Annotated in this window: 18 protein-coding genes; 8 read left to right on the forward strand and 10 right to left on the reverse strand. The window is 73.0% G+C overall.

The annotated features are described in order from the left end of the window. Nucleotides 1-25 precede the first annotated feature (25 nt). On the reverse strand, nt 26-661 hold the full coding sequence (locus IH61_RS0112725; RefSeq protein WP_031068921.1) for a formylglycine-generating enzyme family protein: 636 nt from the start codon (nt 659-661) through the stop codon (nt 26-28). Between the two features lie 203 nt (nt 662-864). On the opposite strand from IH61_RS0112725, the gene IH61_RS0112730 reads away from it, so the two are divergent. Both IH61_RS0112730 and IH61_RS0112735 read left to right on the forward strand, forming a co-directional pair. Beyond that, nucleotides 865-2094, forward strand: a complete 1230-nt coding sequence (locus IH61_RS0112730; RefSeq protein ID WP_031068923.1) for a glycosyltransferase — start codon at nt 865-867, stop codon at nt 2092-2094. 73 nt (nt 2095-2167) lie between these two features. Further along, complete coding sequence (locus IH61_RS0112735; protein WP_031068924.1) at nt 2168-2485, forward strand: DUF6191 domain-containing protein; 318 nt, start codon at nt 2168-2170, stop codon at nt 2483-2485. 45 nt (nt 2486-2530) lie between these two features. Here IH61_RS0112735 and IH61_RS0112740 read toward each other — a convergent pair whose 3' ends face one another. From IH61_RS0112740 to IH61_RS0112750, 3 genes are read right to left on the reverse strand one after another with little or no spacing between them, the layout of a single operon-like run. Continuing rightward, nucleotides 2531-2968: a VOC family protein gene (locus tag IH61_RS0112740; protein ID WP_031068926.1), complete on the reverse strand. Its 438-nt coding sequence runs from the start codon at nt 2966-2968 to the stop codon at nt 2531-2533. A 60-nt stretch (nt 2969-3028) separates the two neighbouring features. Continuing rightward, nucleotides 3029-3601 carry an SMI1/KNR4 family protein gene (locus tag IH61_RS0112745; protein WP_031068928.1) on the reverse strand — a complete coding sequence of 191 codons (573 nt, stop codon included), beginning with the start codon at nt 3599-3601 and terminating at the stop codon, nt 3029-3031. A gap of 46 nt (nt 3602-3647) precedes the next feature. Next, a complete protein-coding gene (locus IH61_RS0112750; protein WP_078911058.1) occupies nt 3648-4349 on the reverse strand; it encodes a flavin reductase family protein in 702 nt (233 codons plus the stop codon). 68 nt (nt 4350-4417) lie between these two features. Between IH61_RS0112750 and IH61_RS0112755 the strand changes: the two genes are divergently transcribed. Further along, the gene (locus IH61_RS0112755) at nt 4418-5134 is read left to right on the forward strand and encodes an ArsR/SmtB family transcription factor (RefSeq protein ID WP_031068932.1); all 717 of its coding nucleotides are present in this window, start codon (nt 4418-4420) and stop codon (nt 5132-5134) included. Nucleotides 5135-5162: 28 nt separating this feature from the next. After that, complete coding sequence (locus IH61_RS0112760; RefSeq protein ID WP_031068935.1) at nt 5163-5348, forward strand: hypothetical protein; 186 nt, start codon at nt 5163-5165, stop codon at nt 5346-5348. Here IH61_RS0112760 and IH61_RS50260 read toward each other — a convergent pair. Further along, nucleotides 5300-5413: a hypothetical protein gene (locus IH61_RS50260; RefSeq protein WP_420713910.1), complete on the reverse strand. Its 114-nt coding sequence runs from the start codon at nt 5411-5413 to the stop codon at nt 5300-5302. The two genes, IH61_RS0112760 and IH61_RS50260, sit on opposite strands and share 49 nt — an antisense overlap. Between IH61_RS50260 and IH61_RS0112765 the strand changes: the two genes are divergently transcribed. Next, nucleotides 5369-5932 (forward strand): DUF6000 family protein, encoded by a 564-nt coding sequence (locus tag IH61_RS0112765; RefSeq protein WP_051836940.1) that lies wholly within the window; start codon nt 5369-5371, stop codon nt 5930-5932. The two genes, IH61_RS50260 and IH61_RS0112765, sit on opposite strands and share 45 nt — an antisense overlap. 151 nt (nt 5933-6083) lie before the next feature. Here the strand turns inward: IH61_RS0112765 and IH61_RS0112770 are convergent, their stop codons facing one another. Then, the gene (locus tag IH61_RS0112770) at nt 6084-6584 is read right to left on the reverse strand and encodes a hypothetical protein (RefSeq protein WP_158844941.1); all 501 of its coding nucleotides are present in this window, start codon (nt 6582-6584) and stop codon (nt 6084-6086) included. 167 nt (nt 6585-6751) lie between these two features. Beyond that, a complete protein-coding gene (locus tag IH61_RS0112775; RefSeq protein WP_031068942.1) occupies nt 6752-7201 on the reverse strand; it encodes a hypothetical protein in 450 nt (149 codons plus the stop codon). A gap of 192 nt (nt 7202-7393) precedes the next feature. Between IH61_RS0112775 and IH61_RS0112780 the strand changes: the two genes are divergently transcribed. Together IH61_RS0112780 and IH61_RS0112785 are read left to right on the forward strand one after the other, a co-directional pair. Continuing rightward, on the forward strand, nt 7394-7597 hold the full coding sequence (locus IH61_RS0112780; RefSeq protein WP_031068944.1) for a DUF397 domain-containing protein: 204 nt from the start codon (nt 7394-7396) through the stop codon (nt 7595-7597). Nucleotides 7598-7774: 177 nt separating this feature from the next. Continuing rightward, on the forward strand, nt 7775-9037 hold the full coding sequence (locus IH61_RS0112785; RefSeq protein WP_037972510.1) for an alpha/beta hydrolase: 1263 nt from the start codon (nt 7775-7777) through the stop codon (nt 9035-9037). A gap of 514 nt (nt 9038-9551) precedes the next feature. Here the strand turns inward: IH61_RS0112785 and IH61_RS0112790 are convergent. Then, the gene (locus tag IH61_RS0112790; protein WP_063763190.1) at nt 9552-10112 is read right to left on the reverse strand and encodes a hypothetical protein; all 561 of its coding nucleotides are present in this window, start codon (nt 10110-10112) and stop codon (nt 9552-9554) included. 176 nt (nt 10113-10288) lie between these two features. Next, a complete protein-coding gene (locus tag IH61_RS0112795) occupies nt 10289-11185 on the reverse strand; it encodes a LysR family transcriptional regulator (protein WP_037972528.1) in 897 nt (298 codons plus the stop codon). A 79-nt stretch (nt 11186-11264) separates the two neighbouring features. On the opposite strand from IH61_RS0112795, the gene IH61_RS0112800 reads away from it, so the two are divergent. After that, a complete protein-coding gene (locus tag IH61_RS0112800; RefSeq protein ID WP_031068958.1) occupies nt 11265-11990 on the forward strand; it encodes a glutamine amidotransferase-related protein in 726 nt (241 codons plus the stop codon). A gap of 52 nt (nt 11991-12042) precedes the next feature. Here the strand turns inward: IH61_RS0112800 and IH61_RS0112805 are convergent, their stop codons facing one another. After that, on the reverse strand, nt 12043-12621 hold the full coding sequence (locus tag IH61_RS0112805) for a GNAT family N-acetyltransferase (protein WP_051836942.1): 579 nt from the start codon (nt 12619-12621) through the stop codon (nt 12043-12045). Nucleotides 12622-12668: the final 47 nt, after the last annotated feature.

The raw sequence follows: 12668 nt of genomic DNA on the forward strand, positions 1-12668 counted from the left end.
AGCCGCCCAGCCCGGGCAGAGCCGCCTAGAGCACCGAACGGGCGAGCCGGAACCCCACGTCGTCGATCCGCAGCGTCGGGTGGCTGCGGCGGCGGACGGAGGCTCGGCAGCTCCAGTGCTCGTCGAACCAGCCGCCGCCGCGCAGCACGCGGTAACTGCCGTACACCTCGGCGTCGTAGACGTCCCAGCACCACTCCCACACATTGCCGAGCAGGTCGTGGAAGCCGAACCCGTTGGGCGCCAACTCGCCGACCTCGTGCGGACGTTCGCCCGAGTTGCCCCGGTGCCAGGCGATCTCGTCCAGCGGCCCGTAGCGCGGCCCGTCGGTACCGGCGCGGCAGGCGTGCTCCCATTCGGCCTCGGTGGGCAGCCGGTACCCGTCGGCGGAGCGCTCCCACTCCACGTCCTCGCCGTCCACCCGGTACGCGGGCACGAGGCCCTCCCGGAGGGAGAGTTGGTTGCAGTACCGCACCGCGTCGTGCCAGGAGACGCTGTCGGCGGGCCGCCTGTCGCCCGCGACGCCCTGGTACCGCTCACGGGTGACGGGACAGGACGCCAGCTCGTACGGCGCGACCTCGACGGTCCAACTGCGTTGCGTACGGCGGTCCGACAGCGTCACACGGCCGGACGGCACGGCGATCAGGCGGGTGCTCACGTCCATGACCGACGATCCTAGGCGGCCCCTCCACCCTCAGCCTCACCCCGGTCACCGCGCCCACGCCGGTCGGGAGTGCTTCCGGAACCGAGCGCTTCTCCCTCCATTTCCAAGCTATAGCGCACCCCCGGGCTTGCGGCAAGGCCCCTACCCTGCCGCAAAATGGCCGACCTGAGCCGGAACCTGCTGAGTTGGGGTGATCTGAGAGCATGCGTGTGCTTTTGTCGACCTGGGGGTCGCGCGGGGACGTCGAACCGCTGGCGGGCCTCGCGGTGCGCCTGCGGGAGCTGGGCGCGGAGGCGCTGGTGGCGGCCCCGCCGGACGAGGAGTTCGCGGCGCTGCTGGCGCGCGTCGGCGTGCCGATGGTGCCGTGCGGCCCGTCGGTGCGTTCCGTCGTGACGGGTACGGGGACGCCCGACCCGTTCCGCCTCGCGGCCGAGCTGGTGGCCGCGCGCTTCGGCGTGCTCGCCGAGGCGGCCGAGGGGTGCGACGCCGTCCTGGCGACGGGCCTGATGCCCGCCGGGGTGCGCTCGGTGGCGGAGAAGCGGGGCATTCCGTACGTGTTCGCCTGCTTCCACCCCTTCGGGCTGCCCTCGCCGCGCTTCCTCCCGCAGCGGCGGCCGGGAAAGCCCTCGCCGGCGGACGAGACGGACAACCGGGTGCTGTGGCGCCACGACGCCGAGCGCGTGGACGCCCTGTACGGGGAGGTCCTCAACACCCACCGGGCGGCGATCGGCCTGCCGCCCGTGCCGAGCGTGCGCGACCACGTGTACACCGAGCGGCCGTGGCTGGCCGCCGACCCCGTCCTGGGCCCGTGGCAGGACGCGACGGACTTCGACCTCGTCCAGACGGGCGCCTGGTTCCTGCCCGACGACCGCCCGCTCCCGCCGGAGCTGGAGGCGTTCCTGGCCGCCGGCGAGCCGCCGGTGTACGTGGGCTTCGGCAGCATGGCGATGCGCACCGCGCCCGACCTCGCCCGGACGACCGTCGAGGCCGTACGGGCCCGGGGCCGTCGCGTGCTCCTCGGCAGCGGCTGGGCGGGCCTGGCGGCGGTCGACGAGCAGGACGACTGCTTCGTCGTCGGCGAGGTCAACCACCAGGCCCTGTTCGCCCGCGTGGCCGCCGTCGTGCACCACGGCGGCGCGGGCACCACCGCGAAGGCGGCCCTCGCGGGCGCGCCGCAGGTGATCGTGCCGCAGATCGTCGACCAGCCCCACTGGGCCGCCCGCGTCGCCGAACTCGGCATCGGCGCCGCCCACCAGGGCCCCACCCCCACCACCGCCTCCCTCTCCACCGCCCTCGCCGCCGCCCTCACCCCCGGCACCGCGCAGCGGGCCCACGAGGTGGCGGCCACGATCCGTACGGACGGCACGACGGTGGCGGCGAAGCTGCTGACGAAGCTGCTGACCGAGCTCACCGAAGGGCGCCGGATCGGGTAGGCCCCTGGAGCGGGAGGGCCCAACAATCCACCAACGGTGGCCTGTTGGGGGCGGGGCGGTGATACTGGACCGCATGGGGATGGTCGTCTTCGTCACGCTGCCCGGGCTGGTCCTGCTGCTCACCGCGCTCGCGGTGGTGGACCAGGTGCTGCTGCGCGCCGGACGGGCCGGGCTGCTGCCGTGGCGGACGGGCGCGCGGCAGGGGCAGGTCTCGGCGACGGGCTTCGAGCAGTTGCACGCGAACTTCTCGGCGGGCAAGCAGCACGAGCTCAAGGAGCGGCAGGCGGTGCTGATGCTGCGCGACGAGGAGGGGGACGGCGCCCCGCCGCGTCACTCCGAGGTGGACCTGGCGCGCGGCAGGGCGGTCATCCGGCTGCCGAAGGCGCCCTGAGCGGGCGAGCCCTGCGGCTTCGGTTCCGGCGGGTTCCCGGCCGGATCAGTCGAGGCAGAACTCGTTGCCCTCGATGTCCTGCATGTTCTGGCAGGACTCGTTGACGCCGTCGGCGAGCAGCAGCTGCCCGCGCACCGCGCCCAGGGCGATCAGCCGGGTGGCCTCGGCCTCGAGCACGGCCAGGCGCTCCTCGCCGACCAGCCCGACGCCGACGCGCACGTCCAGGTGCACCCGGTTCTTGACGACCTTGCCCTCGGGAACGCGCTGGAAGTACAGCCGCGGGCCCTCCCCCGTCGGGTCGGCGCACGCGCCCCACGCCGGGCCGCGGAAGTCGGCGGGCCTGGCCCCGTCGAACTCCTCCCAGCTGGCGAACCCCTCCGGCGGCTCCGGGACGACGTAACCCAGCGCCTCGGCCCAGAAACGGGCGACCAGCAGGGGCTCTTCGCAGTCGAAGGTGATCTGGACCTTCTTGATCGAGGACATGCGGGCCACCGTAGCGGGCCCGTTGATCGCCGTCACCCCGATGTGCTCACCGCCATTCACTCACCACCGCGACGCCTCCGGGCGCAGCCTGGGCAGGCCCCAGGGTTCCACCGCGCCCGAGGCCAGGTCGGCGAGGAACTGGACGATCCCGCCGGTGTAGTGCCACCACACGGAGCTGCGCGAGGCGACGGTGACGGTCCACGCCTGCGGCCCGTCCGCACTGGTGGACCAGAGGAACAGGTCCCCCTCATACGTGCCCGCCCACGGCAGGAGCCCGCCGGGGGCCGGGTACGGGCGCAGCGGCACCGCCAGGTTCGCCTCGGCGCACCACTCCTCGACGGTCTCCAGGGTGTCGTCCATCTCGCGCGCCCAGGCGCGCTCGCCGCCGGGGAGCGGGCCCGAGAGGCTGAGGAAGTCGCCGAGGACGACGCGCGGGTAGAGCGCGCACAGCAGCTTGTAGTCCTGCGGGAGGCCGGTGCCCAGCTCGCTCTCGACGGCTTGCCAGTCGATGCGCTCCGGCTCGGGCAGGCGCAGCTCGGCGAGGCTCGGCACGGCGGCCTCCAGCGCGGCGACCGCCTCGGCGGGGTCGGTGAGGCGACGGGCGGGGGCCTGGGTTCCGGCGAGGTCGTCCATGGCGGCATGCTGCCAGACCGCTCTGACGAGCCTGATGGTTCGGGGTTCAGCGGGGTGTACGGGAGCGGAAGCTGTGGCCCAGTTCGGGGCCGAGCCCGTGGTAGTGGCGGAAGTTGTAGATCAGCGGGCTCCACACCCCCGGGTCGACGTGCTGCGTCCCGGGCACGACGATGCGCGGATCGGCGTGGACCCCGAGTACCTGCGCCTCGACGACGAGGAACTCGCCGGTGCTGTCGGGCCGGACCGCCGCCGCACGCGCCTCCAGCTGCAGGGGGCACTCGGCGACCCGGGGCGGCCGTACCAGTTCGGACGCCTCGGGTCGCAGGCCCGCCGCGCCGAACTTGTCCCGCTCGAACCGGAAGCCGTCCTGCTTGGCCGGGGGTACGGGGCTGCGCCCGGTGAGCGGCGCGAGTCGCTCCACGGCCTGCCACTGGCCGGGCCCGGGCAGGTTGATCACGAGCTCGGGCCGGGTGCGGAGGTTGTGCGCGGTCTGCCCGTCGACGCCCAGGCCGAGGACGACCGTGCGGTCCAGCGCCCAGGCGGAGGACATCGGCGCGAGGTTGAAGGAGCCGTCCTCGTTCTCGGTGGAGAGCAGGACGACGGGCGTGCCGAAGTACAGGATGCTCGGCGTGATGGCCACGTGCTCTGCGGTGGTGTCGGCGGTGTCGGCGGTGTCGGCGGTGTCGGTGGTGTCGGCGGTGAAGGTGGTGAAGGTGGTGAAGGTGGTGTCGGGTGTCACGGTGTTCATGGGACGCGACGCTAGGACGGTGAGGCTTCGGTGGGCACCGAAGGGTCGTCGGGGGAGGATGGGCGGCGATGAACAGCCGTGACGCACACACCGAGGGCCCCGACCTGGCCGCCCTCGCCGCACTCCTGGCCGACAGCACCCGGGCGGGCTTCTGTCTCGCGCTGCTGGACGGCCGGGCGTGGACGGCGAGCGAACTGGCCCGCCATGTCGGGGTGGCCCCCTCCACCGCGACGGAGCACCTGAACCTGCTCGTCGCCGGCGGGCTGCTCGCGGACGAACGCCAGGGCCGCCACCGCTACGTCCGCCTCGCCGGACCGGCGGCGGCGGAACTGATCGAGAACCTCGCCGCCATGGCCCCCCGCCGCGCCACGCCACCCCGCTCCCTGTCCTCCGCCACCCGCAACCGTGCCCTGGCCCGCGCCCGCACCTGCTACGACCACCTCGCGGGCACGCTCGGCGTCGCGATCACCACGGCCATGACCGACCGGGGGCTGCTCGACTGGGAACACGGCCTGACGCTCACCGGCGCCGGGGCCGCCTGGCTGAGCGGGCTCGGCATCCCGGCGGTGGGCGGTGGGACGCGGCGCCCGCCGGTCCGCTCCTGCCTGGACTGGACGGAACGCCGTCCGCATCTGGCGGGGTCGGTGGGAGCGGCGCTGTGCCGCCACGCGTTCGAGGCCGAGTGGATCACCCGGATCGGCACCGACCGGGCCGTCGCGATCACGGAGACCGGCCGACGGGCGTTCCGGCAGCACCTCGGGCTGCCGGACGAGGTGCTCGCCTGAGAGCGCGAGTATCCGTCGGACCTGACGGATGAGCAGTGGGCCTTGGTGGAGCCGCCTCGACCACCCCGGCGTCAAGAACATCTGGGCCGACCAGGGCTCTGCCGGACAGCCCCTGGTCGACTGGACCGCCCAGATCCTCGCCCGGAACTACGAGACCTTCTCCGCTCACCTCATGAACGCAATCACCAGCGGGTCCGACTCTGACGCGATGTAGTCGTATGTCGAGGACTCGATGTGGCGGTGATCGCTTGCGTCCGCCTCGGACGCGAAGTCCTCGATGTTGTCGGCAAGGAGGTCACGCGGGCGCTCGGCGAGGCCGCCGCCGACATCACCCCACGTGAGCTGACCATCCTGCTCGAGGGCGGGTGGCGCGAGCGCAAGACTGCGGCCTGGCTCATCGCCGTCGGCCGCAGAACCGAGTTCCGCGACCGCCTCGGCGAACTGCTGCTCGCCAGCGAGGTCTGCTTCGCAGGCTCGGCCTACTGCGTCGCCCTCGCCACCTTCGGCACCCCTGCCGACGCAGACCTGTTGGCCGCCTACCTCGATCGCTGCCTGCGACGCCCCGACCTCTACTACGACCAGACAGCCGCCATCGGCGCACTCCTGCACCTCGACACCAAGCTCGGTGCCAATCGAGCAGACCGGTTCCTGGCCCCAGGCAGCCTCTGGCACCAGTGGATTGACGGACCACCCCACAAGCAGCACCACCACACGCCGGACAGCTACCGGGAGAGCATCAGCCAGTTCTGCGTCGTCGTCGATGAGAGCACCGAACACTGCACGGCAAGGCACCGATGAGGCCGTCCTCGAAGGCTCGGGAGTGAGAGTCCGCTCCGCCGAGCACCTCCGGGAGACACCGAACGAAGCTCGGCCGACCCTCCGTCACATCACAAGGCGGTCGGGTTTCTCCCCGTTTGCGTTGTCGAACGGCGAAAGTGTCGGAACGGCCTCACGCCATCGGGAAGGCGCCGACCTCAACCGGCTCGGGTGGCGTGGTCGGGCGGTTGCGCGAAGAGCGCCAAGTGCGCCAGGTGCGCCAGAGGAACACCGGCCAGGCGATCGCCGCCGCCACACCGCCGATGGCGAAGGCCGTCACGAGCAGGTAGGACGAGCCGCCCTTCGTGGAGTAGACCCCGCCGCCGGCACCGGCGTCCCGTGCCTCGGCGGTCGCGCCGATACGCATGGGGTCCGGACCGTCGTAGAGGAGGACGTCCGTGCGCGTGGACGTGCCGTCCGCCGACTTCCAGTTGCCGTAGTAGTCGCAGGAGCCGTGACTGCAGGATTCCTGGAGCGCGGTGAACGTCCCGACCACTCCGCTGCCGCTCTGCGCCTGCCAGGCCGGCACGAGATCAGGCGCGGCCTTGACGAGGCCGACGACGGCGAAGAAGGGCAGGCCGACCCAGAGGAACAGCGACACGCGCCAGTGACGCTTTGCGGGGGAATCGCTCATGATCGCGGAGCGTAGGGCTTGAGCTGGCTTTTCGTAAAATCATTTCAGCGGTTCAAATCCCCCTGAAATCGGATATTGCCCTGCATATTTCATGGCGATAGAGCCGGCCCCGCTCGACCGCGCCTCGCCGGCACTACTTGCGTAGTGGCACTACGGCAGTAGTGCCACTACGCAAGTAGTGCCGGTCCGGCGACGTACAGCCAGTCGGCGACGGCGAGCGCGGCGGCGGTCCAGCCGACGACGACGGCCGGGCGGCCGACTCCGGGGCCCTTGGCGCGCTGGAAGGCGCCGATGAGCGCGGCGACGGCGGCGAGGACGATGGCGAGGTAGGCGCCCACCCACGGCAGGACGCCGGAGATCGCGGTGGCCGCAAATCCGATGATCAGCAGGGGCGTCCACAGGCACGCGATGATCGCACCTGCGGCGGCGCAGGCGACGCGGAAGCGGTCGTGACTCGGGAAGAAGAGCGGGGCCGCACAGGCGGCGGCGCTGAGGAACTGGACCGCCAGGATGACGTCCCACAGGACGGCGCCGCCGAACCCGGCGAGGAGGACGAGCGACGGCAGCACGAAGAGCGCGGCGGCGGCCGCGGCAAGCCGGCGGGCGCTTGGCGGCACGACTGGCACGATTCCCCCTGCGGACGCAATTCTGAACACGTTCAAGCTAGCACGCGGGGAGGGTGACCAATCTCCCGGGTCGATCATGCCCAATGCCCTTCCGGGCCGGCCTCCGACGCACGACGATGGTTCGGCGGCCCACGCACCGCATGGGCCGCCGAACCACAGCGGCAGCCGAAGGAGGCCACGAACGTGTCGGTCGATCTGCAATGGCGAAAGAGCAGCTACAGCAATGCCGCCGGCGAGGAATGTGTCGAGGTCTCGACAAGCATCCCAAACGATCTCCTCGTCAGGGACAGCAAGGACCCCGACGGGCCCGTCCTCACCTACACCACTGACGCCTGGCGATCCTTCGTCTCCGCCCTCCAGGGCGGCGACTTCCCGGCCAGCTTCTGAACCAGCTCTCCCGGGCGTCCCCGTGTGCCGCACGGGGACGCATCGCGGAGGCCGGGGACCTCGTCGATGCCGCCAACGACAAGGGAGTGGACGCCTGTCAGCGTCCTCCCAGGAACTCATCAGCTTCCGCTCAGCCCTTCACCGCCCTCTCATCTCCCGCCCCTACCGTCCCACCGCATGAACGTCTCCCTGCTCGACGGCTGGTTCCCCTGGACCGTCCAGGCCGCCGCCCTGGCCCTGCTCCTGGCCACCGTCGCGCGCCGGGACCGCGCCTGGCGCCTCAGGTGGGGACCGATCGCCCTGGGTGCGGCCGTGGTGCTGACCGCCGCGCTGGCCCTCGGTGTGCTCGCCTTCGCCGGGATCACCGACCCGATCCCGTTCGGCGTCTGGCTCTGGACGGGCGCGGCGATCGCCGCCTTCACCGTGCTCGGTTTCGGCTGGCGCGGCGCCCGCTGGTGGCGCCGCGCGCTGGCGCCGCCGGCCGCGCTGCTGGCGCTCTTCTGCGCGGCGAACAGTGTGAACCTGGCCACCGGCTACTACCCGACCCTGGACGACGCGGTCGGCGAGCTGACCGGCCAGCCGCTGCCGGACCAGGTCACCGTGGCGCAGGTCGCCTCCATCCACGGCCGGACGAAGACGGGCCGCATCGTCCAGGTCGACATCCCCGACACGGCCAGCGGCTTCGCCCACCGCCAGGAGCTGGTCTACCTGCCCCCGGCCTGGTTCCGCAGTCTGAACAGGCCCAAGCTGCCCGTCCTGGAGATGATCGGCGGCGAGTTCGCGGCGCCCGACAACTGGGTCCGCTCCGGCGACGCCGTCCGGACGGCCGACGCGTACGCCGCCGCGCACAACGGGTTCGCCCCGATCCTGGTGTTCGTGGACGCGACGGGCGGGTTCAAGGTGGACACCGAGTGCGTGGACGGCCCGCACGGAAACTCCGAGAGCCACCTCGTCAAGGACGTGCCGCCGTACATCGAGAAGACCTTCAACGCCGCCACCGACCCGCACAAGTGGGGCGTGGCCGGCTGGTCCATGGGCGGCACCTGCGCCTTCGACCTCGCCGTCGAACACCCCGCCGTCTTCGCGCACTTCGGCGACTTCTCCGGTGACAAGGGCCCGTACATCGGCGACAGGGAGCGCACGGTCCAGGAGCTGTACGGGGGCGACGCGAACGCCTGGGCGGCGCACGACCCGCTCACCGTCCTGGCCCACCACCCCAAGTACCAGGGCGTGTCCGGCTACTTCGGGCAGGGCGACGAGGAGCACGGCCAGATCGATGCCGCGAAGGCGCTGGACGCGGCAGCACGCAGGGACGGCATCCGCACCACCACCGGCAGCGTCGCGGGCGGCAGGCACACCTGGCAAACGGGCTCGGCGCTGTTCGCCCAGGCCCTTCCCTGGCTCGCGCAGCAGCTCGCGGTGCCGGGCGCCCGTACGTAACGGCTCGGGCCTGGCGAATCCTTGGCGTCGGGGACGGTCCGTACCCGACCGGTGACCGCACCCGCCCGACCGCACCGGGCACGAACGGCCGCCAGCCTCCGCGTCCTTGCCTGCGGTGCGCCGTCACCGCCGGCACCACCGGTCACTCCCGCCCCTGACGTCTCGCACACACCTTCGACACCAAGCCCCTGCAACTGCATATGCCGATCCGCCGACCAGCGGAAATCCCGCTTTGCTCCCAGCCGCCGGGTGACATAGGTTTTCGACCGCCGTCGAACAGGACGTCCCCGGCCGGCCCGCACCGCAGGCCCCGGACGCCCCGCCGACGCGCACACCCGGGGGAAGGAACAGCCATGCCCAGCTTGAGGCGCCGTCAACCGACGGCCCGCCTCGCCGAGGCCACGGCCCAGGGCTCCCCCGCACAGACGGCCGGTCGGCCCGTCCGGCACAGGGGACCGGACGGACCGACCGGCTCAGCACGCGGAGGTGCTCACAGCGGTGCCCGGAAGGTCGCTCACAGCCCCAGGCGGCTGAGCGCCGTGGTCCAGTCGCTCGCGATGGCATTGCGCGCGGAGTTCAGGCTGACCTTGCCGCTGCACACGGCCTTCTTGAGCTTGTTCTCGACGGAGTCCTTGCTCTGCGCCGGCTCGTTGCCGTAGCGCGGCTCGGGCCACAGGTTGCGCGGGTCGCGCGGGTCGCCGCCGAGCTCCAGCGGGACGAGGTGGTCCTCCTCGTAGTCCGAGGGGTTGGTGTCGGAGTAGCCGTACTCCGCGATCTGCTGCGCCTTCAGCTTGTTGGTGTAGCTCACCGGCGGGCGCACGGTGGCCGTCCAGCCCGAGACGCAGATGGTCCTGCCGATGGTCGCCTGGGTGACGTCCGGGTTGTACGCACCGGGCGTGCAGCGCGAGTCGGGCAGCGGGAGGCGCGCACGCGAACAACTCGCCGCGACCGTCGAGCCCTTGGCGGGCTTGCTCTTGGCGGGGGCGGCCTGCGCGGTGCCTCCGGCGAGCCCGGCGAGGGCCAGGCCGAGGACGGTCGCCGAGGCGACGACGGTGAAGCGCTGACGGTTCATCATGGTGGCGGCTCTCCCGGACCGGCCCGGCCGGGGTGCCGGGCGACTGCGCTCCATCACAGCACCGACGGGGCGGCGTCCGTCAGGCTCGGGACGTGAACGCCTCATGTCCACGTGTACACAACAGCAGGCTTCGCCCGCCCGCCAGTTGGGTCCGCCGGTCGGCCGTCAGCTGCCCGTCAGCTGCCCGTCAGCTGAGCGGCCAGGTGGACCGCCAGCACCGCCGCCGGGCCCTCCGGGAGGCTGCCGTGCACGAGTTCCGTGCGGTGCACCAGGCGCGGCGCCGTCACCGGCACGCCGACCACGCCGGACGCCTCCTCCAGGACGGGCCGCGGCAGCAGCGCCAGCCCGTGCCCGGCGGCGACGAGTGCGAGCAGCCCGCGCACGTCGGTGCCCCGGTAGCGGGTGGCGGCCCGGAAGCCGTCCACGCCGGTGACGGCCCTCAGCCGGGCGCCCGTGGGGGCCAGTTCGGGGGCGTCCAGCCAGCGGGCGGTGGACAGGTCGGCGAGGGCGAGGCCCGGCCGCCCGGCCAGCGGGTGCCCGGCGGGCAGGGCGACGGCCACCGGCTGCTCCTCGACGGCGACGGTGGTGAGCGGGCCGACCTCGGGCAGCGGCAGCGGGTCGCTGGGCGCGGCGAGGCCGTCGATCAGCGCGAGGTCGACCTCCCCGGTGGCGACCTGGGCGGGCAGCACGTCCTGGCCGAGCACCCGTACGTCCGGTTCCGTCCTCGGGTACGCACGGCGCACTTCGCCGAGCGCGCGCCCCAGGGACGCCCCGACCGCCAGCGGGGTCGCGCCGACCACCAGGCGGGCGCCCGAGGCGCCGGCCAGGCGTGCGATGTCGGCGCGCGCCGCCGCCAGCCGGACGAGCAGCGGCGCGGCGTGCTCCAGCAGCCGCTGCCCGGCCGGGGTCGGGCCGACGGGGCGACGCACCAGCAGGGGCGCGCCGAGGTCCGCCTCCAGGGAGGCGATCTGCTGGGAGACGGCGGACTGGGTGTAGCCGAGCTCCCGGGCGGCCTCGGAGAAGGAGGCGAGGCGGGCGACGGTGACGAAGGTGCGCAGCTGCTGCGGGTCCACGGCGGTCATCAACCGATCTGATCGAAGCGTAAGAAATCATCGTTGGCGCTGATCCCTGGTGCGGGGTCAGGATAGCCGCATGACCTACACCACCCCTCGCCTCGCCCTGGTCGGCGACCGCTCCCCGGCCGTCCGCTCCCACGCCCGCATCCCCGGACTGCTCGGCGCCCTCGCCGAGCAGGAGCAGCTCGTCCTGGACGCCTACTGGATCCCCACCCCGGACGCCGAGGCACCCGGCGCGCTCGACGGCTTCGACGCCATCTGGCTGCTGCCCGGCAGCCCGTACGCCAGCGAGGCCGGCGCCCTGGCCGCCATCCGCACGGCCCGCGAGCGCGGCATCCCCTTCCTCGGCACCTGCGCCGGGTTCCAGCACGCGCTGCTGGAGTACGCCCGCAACGTGTGCGGCTTGACCGGGGCCGTCCACGCCGAGCAGGAGCCCGACCGCGAGGAGCGGCTGATCGCCCCGCTGGCCTGCTCCCTGGTCGGCCACGAGGGCGCCGTCGAGATCGCCCCCGACAGCCTCGCCTCGCGGGCCTTCGGCGCCACCCGCTCCCAGGAGCGCTACCACTGCGCGTACGGGCTGAACGCCGAGTACCTGGACGTGCTGCGCGCGGGCGGGCTGCGGATCACCGGCACCGACGAGGCGGGCGAGGTCCGCATCGTGGAGCTGCCGGAGCACCCGTTCTTCCTCGCGACGCTGTTCCAGCCGGAACTGGCGGGCGACGGAACGAGGGCGCACGCGGCGATCCGCGCGCTGGCGGGTGCCGCGGTGGCCCAGGCGGCGGCGAAGGCCGCCGCCGCCTGAAGCCCCTTGGCACATCAGCCGATCAGGTCGGCTCAGAACGGCTCAGAACGGCTCAGAACGGCAGCGACCGCAGCCGCACCGGCCCCTCCGGCCAGACGGCCCCCTGTGCCAGCGGCGCCCACATGGTGCGCAGCGGCATCTCCACCAGCCGCCCCTCGGGCTGCTCCACGGTGACGGCCTCCGCCACCTCGCGGAAGCCCAGGCCCCGGTAGAGGGCGGCCTTCTGCGGGCGGCAGAACAGCAGCGCGTAGCGGACGCCGAGCCCGCGCGCGTGGTCGAGCGCGGCGGTGACGACCGTTCCGGCGAGGCCCTGGCCACGCCTCGCCGGGGCGACGCACACCCCGCCGACGCCCATCGCCTCCAGGTCGGCGCCGCCCACGGTGAGCGTCACCGGCCGCAGCCCGGTGTGGGCGACGAGCCGGCCGTCCTCGGCCCGGATGCCGAAGTGGATCTCCTTGGGCAGGAAGGACATCCCGAGGTGGGCGACGCCGTACGCGTCCGAGTCCTGGCCGAGGATCTCCTCCTGCTCGGGGTTGCCGTAGTGCGCCAGCCGCTCGACCTCGGCTGCGGGAGCGGAACCTGCGCCGGCCCCGGCTCCCGTTCCGGCGATGGCAGAGTCATGATCGTTCATGGAGCCATGTTCTCCTCTCCCCCGGCCCGGTGACCACCCCTTTCCCG

Origin of the sequence: Streptomyces sp. NRRL WC-3742, assembly GCF_000720635.1 — a bacterium.
Lineage (GTDB): Bacteria > Actinomycetota > Actinomycetes > Streptomycetales > Streptomycetaceae > Kitasatospora.

Bases quoted from the DNA above. Each gene is read 5' to 3' on its own strand.
- IH61_RS0112725 (WP_031068921.1), bottom strand. From the start codon at position 661: ATGGACGTGAGCACCCGCCTGATCGCCGTGCCGTCCGGCCGTGTGACG.
- IH61_RS0112730 (WP_031068923.1), top strand. From the start codon at position 865: ATGCGTGTGCTTTTGTCGACCTGGGGGTCGCGCGGGGACGTCGAACCG.
- IH61_RS0112735 (WP_031068924.1), top strand. From the start codon at position 2,168: ATGGGGATGGTCGTCTTCGTCACGCTGCCCGGGCTGGTCCTGCTGCTC.
- IH61_RS0112740 (WP_031068926.1), bottom strand. From the start codon at position 2,968: ATGTCCTCGATCAAGAAGGTCCAGATCACCTTCGACTGCGAAGAGCCC.
- IH61_RS0112745 (WP_031068928.1), bottom strand. From the start codon at position 3,601: ATGGACGACCTCGCCGGAACCCAGGCCCCCGCCCGTCGCCTCACCGAC.
- IH61_RS0112750 (WP_078911058.1), bottom strand. From the start codon at position 4,349: ATGAACACCGTGACACCCGACACCACCTTCACCACCTTCACCACCTTC.
- IH61_RS0112755 (WP_031068932.1), top strand. From the start codon at position 4,418: ATGAACAGCCGTGACGCACACACCGAGGGCCCCGACCTGGCCGCCCTC.
- IH61_RS0112760 (WP_031068935.1), top strand. From the start codon at position 5,163: ATGAGCAGTGGGCCTTGGTGGAGCCGCCTCGACCACCCCGGCGTCAAG.
- IH61_RS0112770 (WP_158844941.1), bottom strand. From the start codon at position 6,584: ATGAGCGATTCCCCCGCAAAGCGTCACTGGCGCGTGTCGCTGTTCCTC.
- IH61_RS0112785 (WP_037972510.1), top strand. From the start codon at position 7,775: ATGAACGTCTCCCTGCTCGACGGCTGGTTCCCCTGGACCGTCCAGGCC.
- IH61_RS0112790 (WP_063763190.1), bottom strand. From the start codon at position 10,112: ATGATGAACCGTCAGCGCTTCACCGTCGTCGCCTCGGCGACCGTCCTC.
- IH61_RS0112800 (WP_031068958.1), top strand. From the start codon at position 11,265: ATGACCTACACCACCCCTCGCCTCGCCCTGGTCGGCGACCGCTCCCCG.
- IH61_RS0112805 (WP_051836942.1), bottom strand. From the start codon at position 12,621: ATGAACGATCATGACTCTGCCATCGCCGGAACGGGAGCCGGGGCCGGC.